General features: G+C 60.0%; 20 protein-coding genes. 11 read left to right on the top strand and 9 right to left on the bottom strand.

The features are described 5' to 3' along the window. Positions 1–9 precede the first annotated feature (9 nt). Positions 10–939, bottom strand: a complete 930-nt coding sequence (locus QN224_RS14090) for a LysR family transcriptional regulator (RefSeq protein ID WP_283977206.1) — start codon at positions 937–939, stop codon at positions 10–12. Between the two features lie 537 nt (positions 940–1,476). On the opposite strand from QN224_RS14090, the gene QN224_RS14095 reads away from it, so the two are divergent. The 3 genes from QN224_RS14095 (at position 1,477) to QN224_RS14105 (ending at position 4,116) form a co-directional block, all read left to right on the top strand. Further along, entirely contained in the window at positions 1,477–3,036 is a 1,560-nt protein-coding gene (locus QN224_RS14095; protein WP_283977207.1) for an ATP-binding protein, read from the top strand. A 26-nt stretch (positions 3,037–3,062) separates the two neighbouring features. Beyond that, the gene (locus QN224_RS14100; protein ID WP_283977208.1) at positions 3,063–3,683 is read left to right on the top strand and encodes a response regulator transcription factor; all 621 of its coding nucleotides are present in this window, start codon (positions 3,063–3,065) and stop codon (positions 3,681–3,683) included. Positions 3,684–3,747: 64 nt separating this feature from the next. After that, positions 3,748–4,116: a response regulator gene (locus QN224_RS14105; protein ID WP_283977209.1), complete on the top strand. Its 369-nt coding sequence runs from the start codon at positions 3,748–3,750 to the stop codon at positions 4,114–4,116. 59 nt (positions 4,117–4,175) lie between these two features. Here QN224_RS14105 and QN224_RS14110 read toward each other — a convergent pair whose 3' ends face one another. From QN224_RS14110 to QN224_RS14125, 4 genes are all read right to left on the bottom strand, one after another. After that, entirely contained in the window at positions 4,176–5,558 is a 1,383-nt protein-coding gene (locus QN224_RS14110; RefSeq protein ID WP_283977210.1) for an FAD-dependent oxidoreductase, read from the bottom strand. 135 nt (positions 5,559–5,693) lie between these two features. Next, positions 5,694–7,145 (bottom strand): catalase, encoded by a 1,452-nt coding sequence (locus QN224_RS14115; RefSeq protein WP_283977211.1) that lies wholly within the window; start codon positions 7,143–7,145, stop codon positions 5,694–5,696. 702 nt (positions 7,146–7,847) lie between these two features. Then, on the bottom strand, positions 7,848–8,690 hold the full coding sequence (locus QN224_RS14120) for an SDR family NAD(P)-dependent oxidoreductase (protein ID WP_283977212.1): 843 nt from the start codon (positions 8,688–8,690) through the stop codon (positions 7,848–7,850). A gap of 174 nt (positions 8,691–8,864) precedes the next feature. Beyond that, positions 8,865–9,368, bottom strand: a complete 504-nt coding sequence (locus QN224_RS14125) for a helix-turn-helix domain-containing protein (RefSeq protein ID WP_283977213.1) — start codon at positions 9,366–9,368, stop codon at positions 8,865–8,867. 111 nt (positions 9,369–9,479) lie between these two features. Between QN224_RS14125 and QN224_RS14130 the strand changes: the two genes are divergently transcribed. Genes QN224_RS14130 through QN224_RS14150 form a run of 5 tightly spaced genes read left to right on the top strand, consistent with a single transcriptional unit; the run spans position 9,480 to position 13,177 of the window. Next, positions 9,480–10,247 (top strand): SDR family NAD(P)-dependent oxidoreductase, encoded by a 768-nt coding sequence (locus QN224_RS14130; protein ID WP_283977214.1) that lies wholly within the window; start codon positions 9,480–9,482, stop codon positions 10,245–10,247. 11 nt (positions 10,248–10,258) lie between these two features. Then, positions 10,259–10,600 carry a carboxymuconolactone decarboxylase family protein gene (locus tag QN224_RS14135; protein ID WP_283977215.1) on the top strand — a complete coding sequence of 114 codons (342 nt, stop codon included), beginning with the start codon at positions 10,259–10,261 and terminating at the stop codon, positions 10,598–10,600. Positions 10,601–10,647: 47 nt separating this feature from the next. Beyond that, positions 10,648–11,763, top strand: coding sequence for an FAD-dependent oxidoreductase (locus tag QN224_RS14140; RefSeq protein ID WP_283977216.1), 1,116 nt, complete (start codon positions 10,648–10,650; stop codon positions 11,761–11,763). Then, positions 11,757–12,500 (top strand): SDR family oxidoreductase, encoded by a 744-nt coding sequence (locus QN224_RS14145; RefSeq protein WP_283977217.1) that lies wholly within the window; start codon positions 11,757–11,759, stop codon positions 12,498–12,500. The genes QN224_RS14140 and QN224_RS14145 overlap by 7 nt, the downstream gene beginning before the upstream one ends. A gap of 2 nt (positions 12,501–12,502) precedes the next feature. Beyond that, the gene (locus tag QN224_RS14150) at positions 12,503–13,177 is read left to right on the top strand and encodes a cupin domain-containing protein (RefSeq protein WP_283977218.1); all 675 of its coding nucleotides are present in this window, start codon (positions 12,503–12,505) and stop codon (positions 13,175–13,177) included. A 359-nt stretch (positions 13,178–13,536) separates the two neighbouring features. Here QN224_RS14150 and QN224_RS14155 read toward each other — a convergent pair whose 3' ends face one another. The 3 genes from QN224_RS14155 to QN224_RS14165 form a co-directional block, all read right to left on the bottom strand. Continuing rightward, positions 13,537–13,917 (bottom strand): cytochrome c family protein, encoded by a 381-nt coding sequence (locus QN224_RS14155; protein WP_283977219.1) that lies wholly within the window; start codon positions 13,915–13,917, stop codon positions 13,537–13,539. Positions 13,918–13,982: 65 nt separating this feature from the next. Beyond that, on the bottom strand, positions 13,983–16,145 hold the full coding sequence (locus QN224_RS14160; protein ID WP_283977220.1) for a xanthine dehydrogenase family protein molybdopterin-binding subunit: 2,163 nt from the start codon (positions 16,143–16,145) through the stop codon (positions 13,983–13,985). Further along, positions 16,142–16,621: a (2Fe-2S)-binding protein gene (locus QN224_RS14165; RefSeq protein WP_283977221.1), complete on the bottom strand. Its 480-nt coding sequence runs from the start codon at positions 16,619–16,621 to the stop codon at positions 16,142–16,144. Before QN224_RS14165 ends, QN224_RS14160 begins: the two co-directional genes overlap by 4 nt. Positions 16,622–17,123: 502 nt before the next feature. On the opposite strand from QN224_RS14165, the gene QN224_RS14170 reads away from it, so the two are divergent. Continuing rightward, positions 17,124–18,608: a hypothetical protein gene (locus QN224_RS14170; protein ID WP_283977222.1), complete on the top strand. Its 1,485-nt coding sequence runs from the start codon at positions 17,124–17,126 to the stop codon at positions 18,606–18,608. A gap of 151 nt (positions 18,609–18,759) precedes the next feature. Here QN224_RS14170 and QN224_RS14175 read toward each other — a convergent pair whose 3' ends face one another. Next, positions 18,760–18,993 (bottom strand): hypothetical protein, encoded by a 234-nt coding sequence (locus QN224_RS14175; protein ID WP_283977223.1) that lies wholly within the window; start codon positions 18,991–18,993, stop codon positions 18,760–18,762. A gap of 127 nt (positions 18,994–19,120) precedes the next feature. On the opposite strand from QN224_RS14175, the gene QN224_RS14180 reads away from it, so the two are divergent. Next, positions 19,121–19,507 carry a transposase gene (locus QN224_RS14180; RefSeq protein WP_283977224.1) on the top strand — a complete coding sequence of 129 codons (387 nt, stop codon included), beginning with the start codon at positions 19,121–19,123 and terminating at the stop codon, positions 19,505–19,507. After that, complete coding sequence (gene tnpB, locus QN224_RS14185; RefSeq protein WP_283977225.1) at positions 19,504–19,857, top strand: IS66 family insertion sequence element accessory protein TnpB; 354 nt, start codon at positions 19,504–19,506, stop codon at positions 19,855–19,857. Before QN224_RS14180 ends, tnpB begins: the two co-directional genes overlap by 4 nt. Positions 19,858–19,902 lie beyond the last annotated feature (45 nt).

Here is a 19,902-nt window from a genome sequence, read left to right on the forward strand (position 1 = left end):
CATCGCCGTTCAGGCCTCCCCTGCTGCAACTTTGTCGTCCAAGTTCGGTAGAGCCGGTGCGAACAAGGTGGCAGCCCAATCTACGAAAGCGCGGACCAGCGGTGATAGATGCCTGGATGTCGGATACAAGATCGAGACAGGCGTGGATGGAGGTCGGTATTCAGGCAGTAGCTCCACCAGCAGGCCTTTTTCGAGATAAGGCTGGACGATGTAGTCCGCCAGTCTCACAACCCCATGATGACCTAGTCCCAACGAAAGATAAGCGGACGTCTCGTTGACCGACACCTCGCTATCGACCTGGACGGTTTCCGAGCCGCCGTCGTTCATATAGGTCCATTTCTCGCCGGTACCGTCGCCGTGAAAGTAACCAACCAGCTTATGTGCTTTTAGGTCAGCCGGAGTTTTCGGCGCAGGATTGGCGGAGAGATATTCCGGAGTTGCGCAGGTGATCCAGTTGAACCCGCCGACACGCTTGCCGACCAAGGCAGAGTCGGCCAATGCGCCGGTTCTGATTGCGCAATCGATGCCCTCCTGAACCAGGTCGAGCCGCCGGTCGTTTGCTCCGATCGCGATCCGAATTCCTGGATGACGGCGTCTGAAGACGTCCAGCTTAGGTATGACAACGGACGTCGCGATCGACACTGGCATATCGACACGGAGCCGTCCCTCAAGAGACTTGAGGTCCCTTCGAAGGCTAGCCTCGACGGCGTCGATGTCGTGCAAAATTCGGCGGCATTCCGCGTAGTATGCTTCGCCGTCGGCGGTAAGACTGAGGTTTCTCGTTGTCCGCTGCAGCAACCGAACGCCGAGGTGCTTTTCAAGGCGGTTCATCGCCATTGTTACTGACGAACGAGGTGCGGCGAGCGTTGCGGCTGCTTTGGAAAGGCTGCCAGCCTCTACCACCCTCACAAAAACCTCCATGGTTTTCAAACGATCCACGGTGATCGACCTCCTTCGTCTTTGGAAAGAAGGCTGATGTATGCGGTGAAACTGGATTATTCAATTCGAGAAGTCTTGGAGACAATATCCGATGGCACTTCGAACACAGGAAAGTATCCATGATCAAACCTGAGTATAATTTAAAAGCACAGCTGTCGATGGTAGTTCTTTTCTTGTCCGCAGCGAAAGAGCCCCTCCTCTAACAGAGCGGACCACGCGCTTTGGCGCGTTGCCTGCTTCGGTCTCCCCCTCCCGCCGAGGCAGCGCGGACAACTGGTCCGCCGAGGCCGCCCCCACGCCGCCGGGGGCGGCCTCCATTTCAGCAATCTCCACTACAAGGCGTCGTCCCGCAGAGGGACTATGCTCGAGTATAATCTATTCCCCTGATGCCCTGTGGTAGCTTCGACCCGTATTCATGGGAAGCTCGATAGAGCGCGACGGGATTTGCCAAAGTCCGCTGTCGTGTGTCGGAGAGCCCTCAATGTAACCGTCGACTTCGTCGAATGCGGGAGTGCTCGGGTGACGACGAGTGGATGGATGAAAAATGGACTCGCGGGCCAAGAACTAGCTCAGGAACTCCGCACTGCGTTATTTGCGCTCCCGCTCTCGGGCGTTGTCTTCTACATTGACGCCTTCACTACGATTGAAAGTGCAATCGCGGTGCTCTACGTGGTCGCTCTTCTTCTCGCGGCTCCCGTTCTGTCGCGAGCCGGAACGATCGCGGCAGCCAGTATATGTGGCTTGCTGGCTTTTCTCGCCTTTGCCATCGGTCATAGCAACAGCATTGATTTCGCCAGTTCATTACGACTGGTCGTTTCGCTGGCGGCGCTTTCTATCACATGCGCCCTGATCCTCCGCAACGATACGGCCCACAACCAGCTGATCCAAGCCAACAGCGCGCTGTCGGAGAGCGAGAGTCGCTATCGCTCGATCTTTGAAGAAAGCCGGGTCGCACTGTGGGAACGTGACTACTCATTGGTCCGGGAGTTCCTCGTCTCGCTCAAGGCGGCAGGTGTTCGTGATTTCCGCACCCACGCCTCGGCGCACCCGGACGTCATGGCAGAAGCCGTTTCAAGAATTCGAACGATCGCGGCCAACGACGCGGCTAGAGAGCTCATCGGTCTCCCTCCCGGAGAACAGATTCCAGCTTCGCTGCAGTCGCTTGTCCCGGCCAACATGGAGTCGATGGCCGAGATTCTCGATTGCGTCTTCCGTGGTCGCAACCGGTTCGAGGGCAAATGCAGGATTGTGAGGTACGACGGCAGCGAACGCGAGGTCCTCTTGAGCCTGAGGTTCCCGGACGATCCTGCTGCTTTCAGGCGGGTAGCCGTCGCCATGTTTGACATCACACACCGTGAAAAGACCCACCGGGCGCTTCGTGACGCGCAGGCGGAGCTCACAAACGCCGCCCGTGCTGCCACCATGGGGGCGATGTCGGCCTCGCTTGCTCATGAGTTGAACCAGCCTCTGGGAGCGCTCGTGGTAAATGCACAGACCTTGGTGCGATGGCTCGACAAGGACCCGCCCGACTTGGTCGCGGTGAGAGGTTCTGCCGAGCGTATGATCCGAGACAGCCAAAGGGCGAGCGACATAATCCTGAACACCCGCAATTTCATCAAGCAGGAAAGGCGGAAGTTCGAGGATGTGTCGGTACCGGACCTTGTCGAGGAAACTCGTGCCCTCATGGATCATGAGCTGCAGCGTGATGCAGTCCAGTTGACATTGGACGTCGAGGACAGCCTGCCGACCGTGCACGCGGTCCGGATCGAGCTGCAACAGGTTCTGATCAATTTGATCTCAAATAGCATCCACGCGGTCGCGGGCATCCCTGAGAGCGACCGCCTCATCCAGCTGTCTCTGTCGCGAAAGAGCCATGAAGCGCTGTCGTTGAAAGTGAGAGATTTCGGTCCGGGGATGAGCGACGGCATAAGGGAAAAGCTCTTTGCGCCCTTTTTCACCACCAAACCTGACGGGATGGGAATCGGTCTTTCTATCAGCCGCGCCACGATGGAGGGGATGGGAGGAAGTCTGACCGGAATGAATGCAACCACTGGAGCAGTGTTCGAAATGACGGTTCCTCTCAGGGCAACGCAGTGAACCCGCAGCCGGCATCACCCAAAGCAATGCCAACCGTCCACATCATCGAGGACGATGAGTCGTTCCGGGAATCTCTGATCGACCTTTTCCGCTCCGCCGATATCGACGTTGTAACCTACCCGAACACAGCGGAATTCCTGAACTATGCAGGACCTGGGGGCCTTGGCTGCCTGCTGTTGGACGTCCGCCTGCCTGGCGTGAATGGCCTCGACTTTCAAAGTGAACTCGAACGAACCGGAAACCGCCTGCCGGTAATCTTCATGACGGGCTATGGAGACATTCCGATGAGCGTGAGAGCGATGAAAGCGGGTGCTCTGGATTTCCTTGCGAAGCCGTTCAAAGACCAGGATGTGCTCGACGCCGTCCGCGCGGCCTTCGAAGTAAGCTCAACGCGACAACAGCAATCCGAAGCGGTTGGCGCGCTGATGGCAAGATACAGGAGCCTCACGCAGCGCGAACGAGAGGTAATGCAGGAGGTCGTCAAAGGGCTCATGAACAAGCAGATCGCGTTCAACCTCGGCATTAGCGAAATCACGGTGAAGATTCATCGCGGGAACGGCATGAGGAAGATGGAGGCGAAGTCCGTCACCGACCTCGTCAAGAAGTTTGAAATGCTGGAAGCCAATCGGCCTCACACCGACGTATGATACCGCCGTCTTCCGGTTACGGGGTATCGTCGCCCCCTGAACCAACTCATGAGAGCTCTACACCGTGTCCTCGTCCCTGACTGTAGCCATCGTTGACGACGATGACGCCATCCGAGAAGCTCTCGACAGCCTTGTGAAGTCTTGCGGGTACACGAGCCAGGTCTTTGCATCCGCAGAGGACTTTTTGGCTCATGGGGACAGGGAAGCGATCGGCTGCATCCTTCTGGACGTCAAAATGCCGGGTCTCAGCGGGCTGGAACTTCAGGACCACCTGAATGACCAACCTCCCAAACCGCCTATCATTTTCATGACATCGTATCGCGACGAGAAAACCCGCACCTCAGCTATGGATGGCGGCGCTTTGGCGTTCCTCGCCAAGCCCGTAGAAGTCGACTGCCTTGTCCATTTTATCGAGGTCGCCCTCAAGCGTTGACCTGCCGGCGGTGTCTGAGAAACGCAGACACCGCCGTTATTCACCGTGGAAGTACGTTCTCAGCTCGGGGTGCGGACGTTCGCGAAAAGCATATTCAGCCCTTCCGAAATCGTCGGGTGCGCAAAGATGCAGTCTCGAAGCGCCGTATATGGAAGTTTCCCGAGCATCGCCATTTGGACGACACTCATCACCTCGCCAGCGTTTTCGCCGAGCATGCTGAATCCGAGTATCTCATCGGTGTGTGCTGCGACGATCGCTTTCATGAATCCTTCCCGGCGGGATAACGTTCGAGCGCGGGGGATGACGTCCATCGGCAGCTTTGCAACACGGTAGGTCGAGCCTCCGCGACGAGCGTCCTCTTCGTTCAACCCAATACGGGCATATTCCGGGTCAATGAAAACGCAGTACGGTATGGTTCTGTCGGTCGTGCGTCGGGTCCCGCCGTTAAGGTCACTTTTGACGATCCGGTAGTCATCGAGCGACGCGTGGGTAAACATCGGCGTTCCGGCGACCTCGCCCATCGCCCAAATGCCACTCGCCGTTGTTCTGAGATGATCGTCGACCTCAATGAAGCCGCGTTGGTCGGTCGTGACGCCAGCGACCTCCAGGCCGATGTTATTGGTTCGCGGCTGACGGCCGGTGGCGACAAGCAGGTGCGTTCCTTCAAAGCTTGCCCCATCCGCGGCCGTCACTGTAACGGCCTCGCTCGACATCCCGGTAACAGAGGCCACCTCGCAGCCAAGTACGACTTCCAGGCCCTCGTTCTTCATCGCCGCCAGGATGTTTTCGGCGACGTCCGCGTCCTCTCGCGGCAAGAGGCGTTGGCCACGCTCGATGATCGTCACCTCGGCACCCAATCTTCTAAAGGCCTGACCAAGCTCAAGGGCGATGAAACCACCGCCGAGGATCAGCAGCTTGCGTACAGGTTCTCCAATACGCAACGCTTCAACGTGCGTGAGGGGGTTGGCATCTTTCAGTCCGGGGAGGTCCGGGATGTCGGCGACCGTGCCGAGGTTGATGAATATACTGTCGGCGGTCACGTGCCGCGGCTCAGCGGTCCCCGCCACCGCAATGATCCTTGGGGCCACGAACGCGCCCCATCCCAACAACAGCTCGAGACCGCTGGCATCGAAACCCGATTGGTTTGTCTTGACCATCTCGCCCACCACGTTCGCGGTTCGAGCGGCGACAATTCCCATATCCGGCTCGGCGGTTGCTTCGGTGAGGCCGAACTGCGCCGCCTGCCCGAGCGTATGGGCAACCTCGGCGCTGCGGATAAATGTCTTGCTTGGAATACAGGCGACGTTGATACACGAGCCGCCAATCATCCCGGCTTCGATCATTGCCACTTTCTTTCCTGCGCGGGCTTCGTCCATGGCAAGGGTTTTACCCGCCTTGCCGCCTCCGAAGACGATGAGGTCATACTTTTCTACGTTGGTCATGGATTGGTTCCTTTGGGCGCTTGCGCGGGAGTATCCCGCGGCAGCGGCGAACATTGAATATTGCGTCGGGAGCACACGCCGAGACGTGAAGCCTGGAGCGATTGCAGTGAGCCGGCGGCCCAGGCCTGCCGTCTGCTAGAGGGATAGCCCGACTGCCTTCGCCACCCCGTCCCCGTACGCCGGATCGGCGCGCCGGCAATTCTCGATGTGCCGCCGTATGACCTCGGCGCTCGCTCCGTCGATCGCGCGGGCCGTGTTTTCGAACAGGACCTGTTTCTGCGAAGGCGTCATCATTCGAAAGAGATTGCCCGGCTGAGAGTAGTAATCCTCGTCCACGCGGTGATCCCAATGCGCGGCAGCACCATCGACAGCAAGCGGCGGTTCCGAAAAGTCCGGCTGATCCTGCCACTCCGCCGCGCTGTTCGGAAAATATGACGGGGTTCGGCCAAGGTTGCCGTCTACCCTCATCTTGCCATCGCGATGGTAGCTATGGACGGGGCATTGCGCAGTGTTGACGGGAATATGGTTGAAGTTCACACCGAGCCGATAGCGCTGGGCGTCGGCATACGAGAACAGGCGGGCCTGCAACATCTTGTCGGGGGAGAAGCCGATCCCGGGCACGACATTCGCTGGAGAGAACGCTGCCTGTTCGACTTCCGCAAAGAAGTTTTCGGGGTTCCGGTTCAACTCCATGACGCCGACTTCGATCAACGGGTAGTCTGCGTGAGGCCAAACCTTGGTGAGATCGAATGGGTTTAGACGATAGCTCGCCGAGTCGGCCTCCGGCATTATCTGCACATACATCGTCCACCGCGGGAAGTCGCCGCTTTCGATGCTATAGAAGAGGTCTCGCTGGTTGCTTTCCCTGTCCTTCGCGACGACCGCCTCCGCCTCCGCGTCCGTCAGATTTTCGATGCCCTGCTGCGTCTTGAAGGTGAATTTTACCCAGAACCGCTGATTTTCGGCGTTGATGAAGCTGAAAGTGTGGCTCCCGAAACCGTGCATGTGCCTGAAGCTTCGCGGGATACCGCGGTCGCTCATCACGATGGTCACCTGGTGAAGCGCTTCCGGGAGCAACGACCAGAAATCCCAGTTGTTGTGCGCGCTGCGCATGCCAGTTCGCGGATCGCGCTTAATGGCGTGGTTTAGGTCGGGGAAGCGCAGCGGGTCGCGGAAAAAGAACACGGGCGTGTTGTTCCCGACGAGGTCCCAATTGCCCTGCTCTGTGTAAAACTTCATTGCGAATCCACGGATGTCGCGTTCTGCATCTGCAGCACCGCGCTCTCCGGCGACGGTCGAGAAGCGGACAAACATCGGCGTCTTCTTGCCGACTTCCGAGAAGAGCTTCGCGCGGGTGTACCTGGTGATGTCGTGTGTGACGGTGAACGTCCCGTAAGCACCCGCTCCCTTGGCATGCATGCGGCGTTCCGGGATTACCTCGCGGTCAAAGTGCGCAAGCTTTTCGATCAGCCAGACGTTCTGTAGCAGCGCGGGTCCCCGCGGACCCGCGGTCTGGATATTGAGGTTATCTACGACCGGAGTTCCGGAGGCGGTGGTGAGCAGTTTCTTTTCTGGGTCGTTGGTCATCGGCGGTTTGCTCCTTCACAAGGAGCTTCGAGATTTCCTGACGCCGACCTCGTCTGTCTTGTATGGCATCAGAGATCGTTGAAGGCGGAACGGGTTCTGTCGCAGCCACCGTCCGACAGGGCGAAGAAGCTTGTCGCGCTGTTCTACGACGCCCAAAATCAGCCTGCTCGGAAGGCATGGGGGTGTTGCTCGCGAGGTGTCCACCCACGTTGGATCACTTGTGGGGAAGAAGGCTCACGCCTGAACCGCGAACAATTGATCTTTCACCCGGGGCGAGACAATCCCCGACCTCAAGTGCGAAGTCCGCCGAGTGACCATGGCCGGCGACAAGGTCATTCTGGCAAGCGGGACGCCGTTGAAGGACTTCTTCGGCGTCTCTCCGACCGGAACGATCATTCACGACCATGTCCATTGATAACCAGATGATACGCGACTGGCGAGATCGCGCATTCCTGTCATGTTGCGGCCTGGACGGGAGCGGTCAGGCAACTGAAAGCGGAGTTATGTAGCAAATGCCACCAGCCGGTGGTCGTGCGCGGCGACCGACAAGCGGACAAACCAAAGAGCGTCGCTCCATGCCGCGGCAGACGGAGCCAAGAGAAAATTGACGTGCAAGATCGCCTCGGCGGAGCGCCAAGGTTTTCCACGAACTGTTTGAAGGATCAGCCGACCAACCGGGTCGTTGAAAAGACCGACAGGAATTCAGCTTTTCACAAAGTCCGCCGCGCTGAGGGGAACAGGTCTGTAGCCGTCGACGTCGGCAATGTCATACTCCCGACCCAGCTCTGCCGCGACCAGGACACGCCCGGATTTCGACATCAGCGCAGGGTCCCGCCAAAGTCCGGCGATGACATGGCCGATGAACCTCGGGGACTCGGAGTTGGACAAGTCGAAATATTCGGCGTTCTGCATGACGGCTTCGGTGCGCACCAGCCCGGGATAGAGTGCGACGGCGGCGACTTTATGTGGACGCAGTTCATGTGCGAAGTCCGTGGCCATCTTGTCGGCGGCGGCTTTGGCGATGCCGTAGATCGCGTTGCCGTCGTAGAATTGAGCTGCCCAGAATGAAATATTGACGATCAGACCGCGCTGCGTCGAGATCATCGTCGGTGCCACTGCGCGCGACATCATGAAAGCCGCCCTCAGCGCGGTGCCGATCATTGCGTCCCACCGCCAGACGGGCTGCTCCCAGAAAGGGCGCGGCCAGGTAAAATCGCCATCCTCGACCATGTTTTCATAGCCGGGCCATGCATTGTTCACCAGAATGTCCAGCCTGTTGGCGGCCCTGATCTCTTCAGCCACGCGCTCGGTTTCGGCGTCGTTGCTGTGGTCGCAATGATGAACGACTAGTCGTCCGGATAATGCCGCAGCCTCAAGCGCAAGCCCCTCCAGCGATCCCGCGCGTTTACCTCCCAGGCTTGCTTCCGCCTCGGAACGGGTCCTGCCGGTAACGTGGACCGTGGCTCCCTCGGCGAGCAGCGACAGCGCAATCCCGCGGCCGACACCGCGGCTTGCCCCCGTAACCAACGCGACGACATCTTTCATACTGGCTAGCCTCCCATACGATGGCTGTTGCAGCAGGGGACATCGGAATTTTGCTGCAGGCAGAAAACGGATGCTTGCCGCATGAAACCCTAAGGAGCAGTCAAATACAATCTCGCGTAGTCTGCCCGATTAGGGCCGACTGCCGCCATGACACAGATGCGCCAATAGGAGACGTCAGCCGTAGATCGAGGTTGCCTGGTCAAAGGCGCGTGCGTCGCCGAACGTATTGGCCATCAGCATCGCTCCCTCAAGCGTTGCGAAGAGACCCATGGCTTTCTCAACGGACATTCCAGACGACGTCAGCAGGTCGATACCGCGCTTGAAGAATGCGCGAACCTCGGTGATGACTTCCGCTGGCAGGTTGCGAGCGGACGCACCCAGCGCGCCACATAGACACATCTGTCCATCCTCGGCGAGCGCCCGCCGGAACTCTCCTTTCCAGGCTTCAAGTGTGTCGGCTCCAGTGGCGACGCGGCTTTCTACGGACTTCAGGAAACGGTCCGTGTATCGGCTTGCGACCGCAGCTGCGAGCCGCTCCTTGGTCGGAAAGTGGTAGTGGACGCTTGCGCTCTTGACGCCGACGTCGGCAGCGATCTCCCGGAAGCTGAACCCGTTGTAGCCCGCTGCGCGGATGCGGCGCTCGGCCGCGTCCATGATCGCGTTCGCCATGTCGCTCATCCAAAATCTCCTTTTACCTATCTAGTGATAGATAGAGGTTGCCAAAACCGTTATCAACGATTAAGTAGGAGCAGTCAACCTATCTACCGATAGATAAACAAGGAGAATACAATGCGCTTTGAAGGCAAGGTAGTAGCGGTCACCGGCGGCGGCTCTGGTATAGGCAAAGAGACGGCGGCCCGGTTCGTCAAGGAAGGCGCTTCGGTCGTCATCAATGGGCGGGACCTTTCGAAGCTAGAAGCCGCCGCGCGCGAGATCGATCCGTCAGGCAAGAAGGTCGCGGTTTCCGCTGGTGACATCGCAAATCCGGCCGTCGGCGTGGCGCTCGTCGACGCCGCGGTTTCCCGCTTCGGCAGGCTCGACGTACTGGTCAACAATGCGGGCGTCTTTAACCCGAAGCCGTTCCTGGAACTGACGGAAGGCGATTACGACTGGTATCTTGATACGATCCTCAAAGGCAAGTTCTTCACCGCCCAGGCGGCCGCCAAGGCCATGAAGGACCACGGCGGTGCGATCGTCCAGACGGGTTCGATGTGGGCGATTCAGGCGATCGGCGCTACTCCGTCGGCGGCCTATTCTGCCGCCAACGCAGGCGTTCACGCGATGGTGCGCAATCTCGCGATCGAACTCGCCCCGCTCAAAATCCGCATCAACGCCGTGGCTCCGGCCGTCGTGGAGACCCCGGTCTACAACACCTTCATGTCGGACGAGCAGGTCAAGGAAGTCCTGCCGACGTTCGACGCCTTCCATCCGCTGGGTCGCAACGGCCAGCCAAGCGACGTGGCCGAGGCGATCATGTTCCTCGCCTCCGACCAGGCATCCTGGATCACGGGCACCGTGCTTCCCGTCGACGGCGGCGTGACCGCCGGTCGCCAGTAAGGACGTCGGCGATGATGGACTGGAACGGATACCGTGGCGAACTGCTCGGCCGCGTCGGCGAATTCGGCAAGATGTCGCCCGACACCATCCGCGGCGTGGTCGCGCTCGACACCGCTGGCGACAAGGCAAACCTGCTGGGCGCGAAGACACGCGAACTGATCGCGCTCGCGGTCGCGGTGACGACGCGTTGCGACGGCTGCATCGCGGTTCACAGCAAGGCTGCGCTCGAACACGGTGCCACCCGCGAGGAGATCGCGGAAGCGCTTGGCGTCGCGGTGGCGCTCAACGCGGGTGCCGCCCTGACATACTCCGCGCGCGTCCTCGACGCGGTGGCGGTTCTTCCACAGAAGTGACAGCCGGGGGCCGGGCGACCGGCCCTCTCAAACCCGAGGGAACGACCATGAAGACAGCCGTCGCGATAGTAGGAGGCGGCCTCGCCGGTCTCCACGCCGCCCGCCTTCTGCAGGCGGCCAATATACATTTCGTGCTGTTCGAGGCCCGCGAGCGCCTCGGAGGCCGCATACTGTCCGTCGGCCCTGACGGCCTCGCCTCCGACGACGGCTTCGACCTTGGTCCGTCATGGTACTGGCCCGAAATGCAGCCGCCACTCGCGGCGCTGGTGGACGAACTCGGAGTCGGCTCCTTCCCCCAGCCCAACGAGGGGATGGCGGTCTACGAGCGCACCCGCGGAGCGCCGCCGCAGAGATACCCCGGCATCTCCCACGAACCCCGTTCGATGCGGTTCGCAGGCGGCACCAACGCTCTCATCAAAGCTCTCGCCTCGGGCCTCCCGTCCGAGCGAATTCGTACGTCACATCGCATTGTCGCAGCGTCCCTGGAGAACGACGAAGTCACGCTGAAGGTGATCTCGGAAGACGGCTTCAATGAGGCTCGGTTCGACCATGTGATCTTTGCCCTGCCGCCCCGCTTGCTTCAATCGGTGGTGACTTTCCAGCCGGAAATGGACCAAGCCATGTCGGCGCGCTGGCGTTCGGCGGCGACCTGGATGGCACCGCATGCGAAGTTCTTCGCGATCTACGATAAGGCTTTCTGGCGCGAAGCCGGCCTTTCGGGCACGGCCCAAAGCATGGTCGGTCCCCTTGCCGAAGTCCATGATGCCTCGACCGCGACGGGCGCGGCAGCCCTCTTCGGCTTCGTTGGCATCGCGGCCGATGACCGCGGCCGTATCGGCGAGGAAGTCCTCAAGAAGGCCTGCGTCGAGCAGCTGGGACGCCTGTTTGGCGGCGAAGCGCTACGGCCGCGCGCCGTGCTGTTGAAGGATTGGAGCACCGATCCGGCCACGGCGACGGCGGACGATCGCTTGGGCGGCGCACATCCCCACCCGGACCGTAAGCCATGGGTCAGCGGTGACTGGATCGGTCGCGTCTCGCTAGCCGGAAGCGAAACCAGTCCGGTGAATCCGGGCTATCTTGCAGGAGCCGTCGAAGCGGCGGAGATCGCTGTGGAGCACATCATTCGGAATCTCACAAAGCGAAAGGAGACAATCGCATGCTGAAGGGAAAGTCCGCGCTGATTACGGGTGGGTCCAGCGGCATTGGCCTGGCGACGGCACGCCGTCTCGCCGCCGACGGCGCTCGTGTTGCGATAACCGGAACTGACGAGGCCAAGCTCAAAGCGGCCGTTGCCGAACTCAGCGGCGATGTCTTCGCGATCCGCGCCGACGTCCGCTCGCTTCCGGACCTCAAGGCGATGGCTGGGGAATTGGGCGCGAGGTTCGGGAAGCTCGACATCCTGTTCGCGAACGCCGGCGTCGCCTATGGCACACCGATCGCGACCACCGACGAGGAAACCTTCGACCGCCTCATGGACATCAACGTGAAAGGCGTCTTCTTCACGGTGCAGAGCGTACTGCCGATCATGGCGGATGGCGGATCGATCGTTCTCAACACCTCCTGGCTGAACCAGGTCGGCACGACCGGGCGAGCCGCCTTGTCGGCATCCAAGGCCGCGGTCAGGTCGTTCGCGAGAACCATGTCCGCGGAACTGGCCGACAGGCGCATCAGGGTCAACGCGGTGAGCCCCGGCCCGACCGAGACGCCGATCCACCGAAGCCCCGGACAGACGGAGGACCAGTTTCGCGCCTACGCGGAAAAGGTGGGCGCGCGCGTCCCTGCGGGACGTATGGGCAAACCAGAGGAGATCGCCGCCGCAGTGGCATTCCTCGCAAGCGACGACACCAGCTTTATGCTCGGTGCCGAAATTGTTATGGATGGCGGACTGGCGGAGCTTTGACCATGCTGATCAACGACGATCTTTCCAAACCTGTCATCGTGCACGGTAGCAGACTCGAATGGATTCCCAGCCCGGCAGTGGGCGTAGACCGCCGGATGCTGTTCCGGATCGGCGACGAGAAGGCTCGGGCGACGTCGATCGTGCGCTATGCGCCCGGCAGCGCCTTCCCGCAACACACCCATGGCGGCGGCGAGGAGTTCGTCGTTCTCGAGGGCGTATTCCAGGACGAGCATGGCGATTACCCGGCGGGTTCGTACATCCGCAACCCGCCCGGTACTTCGCATGTCCCGGCCTCGGCCGACGGATGCACGATCTTCGTGCGCCTCTGGCAGTTCCGGGCCGAGGACCGCAACCAAATCGTCCGCCGTCCCGGCGAAGGCGATGCGGGCGCGCCGCATCCAGGCGTCAAAGAGGCGCTTATCCTCTTCGAAGACGGCCACGAGGAGGTCGGCATCGAAACATGGATGCCCGGCAAGGACGTCAAAGTGGAGAATGCCGACGGGCTCGAGTTCCTGGTCCTGTCCGGCGAAGTGGTCGTGGGCGGTGAGTTCTTGGAACGCCAGGCATGGGGACGTCTCCCGGCCCGAGTGCCGCTCCATGCAAGCGTCGGCAAGTCCGGTGCCCGGGTCTGGATAAAGCGCGGTCCACTGATGCATCCGGACGTGTGCCAGTTCTGAACCGGAAAGCGATCCCCTGAATGATGGGAGAGCTTGCGCGTTCCGTGGAGCCGACCTGGTGGAGACCGCATTCCGAGTCATCCAGTGCCCGTGTCGACGAAAAGCGATCCACAGCAGCGGACCACGCGACGGCGCTGATAACCGCAAGGGACGTCGGCCGCAAAGTCCGACGTCCGCTTAGGGCAGAAGCGGCCGTTGGTGGCTTTTGCTACCTACTACCGACTGGAAGTACAGTAGAGGCCCATTCGCCTCGGGCGGCAGGCAAGGCCAGTGTCATGGTCGACGCTTCGGTTACGCGCGCCAGTCTCTGGAAAGGGGCCGGCGCTTCCAAGCTGATGCAAGGCCCGCGCCGATGCGCGTCAGTTCCCCGCGGCTAAGGACTTGAGGTACACGATGACGCTCTGACGGTCGTCCGGCTTTGGAACGCTGACGGTCATCTTGGTTCCTGGTATGAGCTTTCGCGGACTCTGAAGGAAACTATCCAGTGTCTGCTCGTCCCAAACCAGCGACGAGGACGCCAAACCCGGAGAATAGTTGTATCCGGCGGCTTTCCCGGCAGTCCTCCCCACGATCCCCGCAAGTCCCGGCCCCGTCTTGTTCTGATCCGTCGCCGCATGGCATGCAGCGCAACGTTTGAAGACTTTCTCTCCCTGCTCCAGGCTGCCTTCCGCCAGTGCGGTAGACAGGTGGATCGACATGACCATGACCGTGGCCAGGGCAATTTTGAAAGAGCGATGCAAGGTAGCCTCCTTTGCTGCGCCGATTGTTCACTCGATGGGGCGCGCTGGGCGATGTTTGGAATTGATTACGACTTGAGAAGTTCGGGCGTGACCGGAAGCTGTCTGACCCGCTTCCCGGTTGCGGCGTAGACCGCGTTCGCGACAGCCGGCCCGATACCAGAGGTGCCGGATTCGCCGACGCCGAAGGGCTTGTCACCACTATCGATCAGATGAACCGTCACACGCGGGGCCTCGTCCATCCTAACGGCGGCGTAGGTGTCGAAGTTGCCCTGGTCGACGCGTCCGTTGTTGAAGGTTATCTCCCCGTACAGAGCAGCTGAGAGCCCGAAAATGGCTCCTCCCTGTATCTGGGCTTTGACTGTGTCGGGATTGATGATCTTTCCGCAGTCGACTACCGAGGTGACCTTGGAAACTCTCACCGCGCCGGCATCGTCTACGGTGGCTTCGGCGATGTGGACGAGAATTGTGCCGCCAAAGTCCTGCAGGAGGGAGATGCCCCGGCCCGTGCCTTCCGGCAACGGCGTGCCCCAGCCGGACTCTTCTACCGCCTTATCCAGCACTGCGAGTGCGCGAGGATTGTTCTTGACGTGCTCCCGCCGGAACTCGAGTGGGTCCTTCCCGGAAAGGGCCGCAAGCTCATCGACGAAGCCCTCGACGATGAAGACATTATGGGTGGTGCCCACTCCTCGCCAGAAACCGGATTGGAATGAGTGATCCTCGTGACGAACGTAGTCCACGTGTATGTCCGACAGTTCATACGGTCCGGTCGCACTGGTGACCGCGTCGGGATCGAGACCGTTCTGCACGGCGATCGGCAGCCACCGCGCCAATGGCGAAGGACCGACGACCCGGTGGAACCAGCTCGTGATGTGCCCCTCGCTGTCGAGGCTGGCCTTGAGTCTATTGAAGTAGGCGGGGCGATAGAAGTCGTGCTGGGTATCCTCTTCGCGGCTCCAGATAACCTTGACCGGGTAATCCACCTGCCGTGCGATCAGGACCGCCTGTGTAACGTTGTCGGCCTCGGCCCGTCGACCGAACGAACCCCCGAGGTACTGGTTATGGACTTCGACGCGATCCAACGGCAGGCCCGCCGCGGCGGCCGCCGCTTTCTGCGCCCTCGAGGCGGCTTGGGTTCCGAGCCAGACCTCGCACTTGCCATCGTGAATGTGTGCGGTGCAGTTCAACGGCTCCATAGGCGCGTGGGCCAAAATCGGAAGCCGGTAGTCCGCCTCCAGGCGACGTTCGGCCCGTGAAAAAACGCCGGCGACATCGCCCTTCTGCACAGCGACGACACCATCGCGGTGCGCGGCGTTTTCGAGATTGATCATGTGCTGAGCTGTCGAGAATTGGGCATTGGGCCCGTCGTCCCATGTCACGACGAGGGCATCCAGCCCCTTCTTTGCCGCGGCCCAGTGATCGGCGATGACGGCAACGGCGTCATGGATGCGGATTACATCGCGCACGCCCGCGATCTTTCGCGTGGCACCGTCGTCGACGCTCGTGACTTGCCCACCAAGTACCGGCGACGCGACTACCGCGGCGATCTTCATACCAGGTAGCCGGACGTCGATGCCGTATTGCGTCGCGCCGGCCACCTTCTGCGGTGCGTCGAGCCGCTTCTGCGGAGTGCCGATCAACTTAAACGAGGACGGGTCTTTGAGGACGACCTGCTCGGGGATGGACATCGTTGCGGCGTCTGCGGCGATGTCGCCATAACCGACGCGGCGGTTCGTCTTGCCATGCACCACGAATCCGCTTTCGGCATGACAATCGGCGGCCTCCACGCCCCACCTGACGGCCGCAGCGGAGACGAGCATCATGCGAGCTGCCGCACCCGCCTGACGCATGGGCTCCCAAGCAGCCCGCATGGAAAGCGATCCGTCCGTTTCCTGCGCGCCCATAATCGGATGACCATACAGCGCGTCGTTGGCCGGAGCGTGCTCCAGTTGGATGCCGTCCAGATCGACCTCGAGTTCTTCCGCGATCAACATCGGAACGGAGGTGTACGTGCCCTGCCCCATCTCGACGTACGGCATCGTGAGGATAATGGTGCCGTCCGTCTCGATCCTGATGAACGCATTGGGGACGAAGGTCTGTTTAGCAGCCTCCTTAGCAGAAGCCGGATCGAAGGAAACGCCAATTAGAAGACCTCCTCCGGCCGCGGCACCGGCCAGGAGAAAGGAACGACGCGACAGTCCGGCCTGTGGCCGATCGGAGACGTGTTTCATTGTGCGTTCTCCATCGTCGCATCAAGGTGAGCGGCATACTTGATCGCGTCGCGAATGCGGTTGTAGGTTCCGCAACGACACAGATTTCCGGACATCGCTGCGTCTATGTCTTCATCCGTCGGATCGGGGTTCTCGGTCAGCAGCGCGGCTGCCGACATCATCTGACCAGGCTGGCAATAACCGCATTGGACGACCTCGAGATCGAGCCACGCCTTCTGAATACGACGTCCGGGGTCTGAGGTCGCCAGTCCTTCGATCGTTGCTATCTCGGATGTCCCGACGCTGTCGATCGGCGTCTGGCAAGCTCGCGTCGCGACACCATCGATATGCACGGTGCAGCAACCGCAAAGACCCACGCCGCACCCGAACTTGGTGCCTTTGAAACCGAGGATGTCACGCAGAGCCCAGAGCAGCGGCGTGTCGCCGTCCGCTTCCACGGTCATGCTGCGACCATTGATGTTGAGGTTGTAGGCCATTCGTCCTTCTTCCCTATTTGACAGCCAGCACGACCGCCCTGAGCAATCGTCGGTCGCGTGCAAACCGGACTGGTCACGTTCGGAGGAGACATAGCGAGCTCAGCGCAGCGCTCCAACGCCGTCAGAATTGCCATCTGACGTCAATTTTCTTGAACAAGGGGTCGAAACATTGAAGGAACATCGAGGTCGGATCACATTTAGATTTGGGCCGGCACGCGGCTCTCGACTTCCGGCCGCACGTCCTCTCAATGCGATTACAGCGGCAGTGGCGAGCAACTCCGGATAGGACTTGCCACCTCCACGGGGCGTCCGTACCTTTCCTGCTTCTAATTGGAGGATCAAGTGAACCTGGCGATGGACGAAATCTTTACGCAGCATGCAGCAACGATCGCAGATGCTCCGCCCTCGTATCCCGCAACCCCCTGGCGTCTCTTCATGAAGTGCGCGCGCGATGGCTAGGATTCCGCGATGGGCAGAAAAACTCTTCTCAGCGAGGTGTTCTTTGGGTGACGCGGTCGCGTCGCAACCAGATGAAGACATAAACGGCTGGGACTACTTCATAGAATTCCCGGAGAGGACGGAGGCGGTTGTCTCGGAGAAATCGCCGGCCAGGCGGCAGGCGTTTGCACAAATCAAGTCAACGACCGGTTCGGGCCAACGATCAAACGTCAAGCTCAGCAATATGCTGAAGGCCTGTAATTCGCAGGACCCTTGGTTCATATTCCTTATCAGAAAAGACGGCGTGATCTTTGGTCGAGAAATCATCGACGATCTGCTCTATCGCGCGTTGAAAGAGGTGCGCCGCGCTCGCCTCGACGGCAAACAGCTACATAAGCACTCGATTTCGGTGGAATTCGGAACGACCGATCGGATGGAAGGCGACGTCGTCGCGTGGATGGAAACCCGACTTGGGGCCTCTTGGCTCGACTACGCGGAGACCAAGAAGAAGCAATTCGAGACGAAAGGATATGAGCGAGGTTACGGCACTGGCAAACTTACCATCACCGCGAACAGCGTAGAGGATTTCAGCAACAATTTCCTCGGACTAGGAAACGGCCTGCAGGTCGACCGCTTCGTTTACAACGACAACCGCTTTGGTTTGCCCGAGCCGATTCCAGAGTTTGGTGGTAAGGGCCATTTAGCTGTCAAGCCTGACCCCATCGACACCTGTCAGATAAAGCTCAAAGGCCCAAAGAATGAGCCCCCGGTCGTGGTCGGCGGTTCCGTGTATGGTTTCAAGCCACCGCTGGCTCCTCCAACTGACGGCAGAATTCGCTTTTCTCATCCGCCCATCGAAATCGTCATTTCGCCATCTGTCGGACGGCTACTTCTCAGGATGGACGAAAACCAACGAGACACTCTCTCGCGCTTTGCACTTCACGCGAAGCTGCTTCGTTGGATGAGGACGGGATCGATCCAGATACAGGTGCGCCGACGTGGCGCGCTGGTATGGCAAGGAATGTTTCCCCGCAAAGCCAACAAGTCACTTCCGTTTGAGGACATAGTGATCGGATTGGAAACCATCGCAGCTCAGGCTGATTTATCGAACTTTCAGTTCAGTTTCGCTGACATCAATCTGGCATTGCCTACAATCTACGATGCAGCCATCTTGGTGAGTCCGCGCAACCTCCGGATGGAAATCGAAAAAATAGCGATCGAGTCGAATCGCTTGGACGCCGTGATGTATGCCGCATACGCCGGACTGGCGACATCAACTGTTGCCGCTATCGTCGAAAGGCCGATCCTGGGGGACGTGCTAGACGGGAAGATGCGCCGTATCACCATGGGGCCGCCATCCATTTTGGAAACGTATCTGATCGAGAATGAAGGGCAGGATGCGAAGTCCATGATCCATAGTGAATTGGATGTTTTCGCGAAGGAGACAGGCGCGGTGTACGACGTCCTGATCGTACCGGATATCATGGAAAGATTGGCAGATAGCCGACAGAGCGAGAGTGTCGCCGCCGATCGGATGGTGGAAAGCTAGACATTGGTTCCTTTTTCCCTGTTCTTCGTCGCGCAAAGGTCAGAGCTTGCCGTCCTTTGTGCAGCCGGTTGAGCCGCGGCACTCTCTGCCTTAGCGAGGGCGATCAGGCCGCCAACCTGCTGCGGGCGGCTTTACGACACGGAGAAATGCGTTACGAAGCCGAGAATTTGACCGTCACCCCGCGCTGCCGAAAGTAGGCCTGCAGCAACTTCCGACCAGAACGATTGTTCTGCACGAGCCTAGCCGGGTCAAATACGGCTTCTTTCAAACCCGCTCGGGCCAACGCTGCCTTGAGAGTTTCGATATGCATGTCGATGTCGGCATTATCCGCGTGGAGGGACTCATAAATCCGGTTTGTTGCCTCTGCTACCGTCGGTTCGCTCACTCTGTACTCCTGTTGATGTTTGGTGGGCGCTTACCACGTTTTTCGTAACCGGTGTCCCGGCTCCACGTTGTGGTCTTGGCCCTGATCTGTGATCGCCTATCCATGGACGCGCAACGGGAGTTTCTCCATGGAGACTACATGGGAGGTTCTCACGACCAGAAAGTCTGGACGTGAGGCGCATCGGCATTGGCCCGATGAAGTCAAGGCACAGATCGTTTCGGAGAGCCTTCGACCAGGCGCGATGGTGAATGAGGTCGCAGAGCGCCACGGCTTGAAGCCGAACCATCTCTCCACCTGGCGGACCAAGGCGCGGCAGGGAAAGCTCGTTCTACCTGCACCCGAGGATGCGGTCGAATTCGCGGCCGTGATCGTTGATCCAACAGTTTCGGAACCGCCGATCAAGAAGGCCAGCCGTCCTGAGATCATCGTCGGCTCTGTCACCATCCGTCTGGAAGAAGGCGCGTCCGTCGCCCGGATCGCCGCTGTAGCGCGTGCCTGCGCAGTTCCGGCATGATCGTTCCATCGAACCGCGTGCGGATCATGGTGGCGACCAAGCCTGTCGACTTCCGCAAAGGCCATGATGGATTGGCAGCGCTGGTAAAGAACGAGCTGCACAAGGACCCATTTACAGGGACAGTCTTCGTATTCCGGTCGCGGAAGGCAGACCGGCCGAAGCTGATCTACTGGGATGGCAGCGGTCTGGTGATGGCCTACAAGCGGCTGGAGGACCACACGTTCACTTGGCCAAGTATCCGGGACGGCCTGATGACCTTGGGACATGCCCAATTCGAGGCACTGATTGCGGGGCTCGACTGGCGTCGGGTTCGTCCTGTTGAGGCAAGAGCGCCGACCGCAATCGAATAGGTGCGACACGATGACTCGGTTGGCAAATTCCGACGGTTAACCGAG

Source organism: Sinorhizobium sp. 7-81, from assembly GCF_030124405.1.
Classification (GTDB): domain Bacteria; phylum Pseudomonadota; class Alphaproteobacteria; order Rhizobiales; family Rhizobiaceae; genus Sinorhizobium; species Sinorhizobium psoraleae.

Excerpts from the sequence above, each read along its gene's own strand:
- QN224_RS14095 (WP_283977207.1), top strand. The coding sequence starts at position 1,477 with ATGAAAAATGGACTCGCGGGCCAAGAACTAGCTCAGGAACTCCGCACT.
- QN224_RS14100 (WP_283977208.1), top strand. The coding sequence starts at position 3,063 with ATGCCAACCGTCCACATCATCGAGGACGATGAGTCGTTCCGGGAATCT.
- QN224_RS14110 (WP_283977210.1), bottom strand. The coding sequence starts at position 5,558 with ATGACCAACGTAGAAAAGTATGACCTCATCGTCTTCGGAGGCGGCAAG.
- QN224_RS14115 (WP_283977211.1), bottom strand. The coding sequence starts at position 7,145 with ATGACCAACGACCCAGAAAAGAAACTGCTCACCACCGCCTCCGGAACT.
- QN224_RS14120 (WP_283977212.1), bottom strand. The coding sequence starts at position 8,690 with ATGAAAGATGTCGTCGCGTTGGTTACGGGGGCAAGCCGCGGTGTCGGC.
- QN224_RS14125 (WP_283977213.1), bottom strand. The coding sequence starts at position 9,368 with ATGAGCGACATGGCGAACGCGATCATGGACGCGGCCGAGCGCCGCATC.
- QN224_RS14130 (WP_283977214.1), top strand. The coding sequence starts at position 9,480 with ATGCGCTTTGAAGGCAAGGTAGTAGCGGTCACCGGCGGCGGCTCTGGT.
- QN224_RS14135 (WP_283977215.1), top strand. The coding sequence starts at position 10,259 with ATGATGGACTGGAACGGATACCGTGGCGAACTGCTCGGCCGCGTCGGC.
- QN224_RS14140 (WP_283977216.1), top strand. The coding sequence starts at position 10,648 with ATGAAGACAGCCGTCGCGATAGTAGGAGGCGGCCTCGCCGGTCTCCAC.
- QN224_RS14145 (WP_283977217.1), top strand. The coding sequence starts at position 11,757 with ATGCTGAAGGGAAAGTCCGCGCTGATTACGGGTGGGTCCAGCGGCATT.
- QN224_RS14150 (WP_283977218.1), top strand. The coding sequence starts at position 12,503 with ATGCTGATCAACGACGATCTTTCCAAACCTGTCATCGTGCACGGTAGC.
- QN224_RS14160 (WP_283977220.1), bottom strand. The coding sequence starts at position 16,145 with ATGAAACACGTCTCCGATCGGCCACAGGCCGGACTGTCGCGTCGTTCC.
- QN224_RS14165 (WP_283977221.1), bottom strand. The coding sequence starts at position 16,621 with ATGGCCTACAACCTCAACATCAATGGTCGCAGCATGACCGTGGAAGCG.
- QN224_RS14180 (WP_283977224.1), top strand. The coding sequence starts at position 19,121 with ATGGAGACTACATGGGAGGTTCTCACGACCAGAAAGTCTGGACGTGAG.
- tnpB (WP_283977225.1), top strand. The coding sequence starts at position 19,504 with ATGATCGTTCCATCGAACCGCGTGCGGATCATGGTGGCGACCAAGCCT.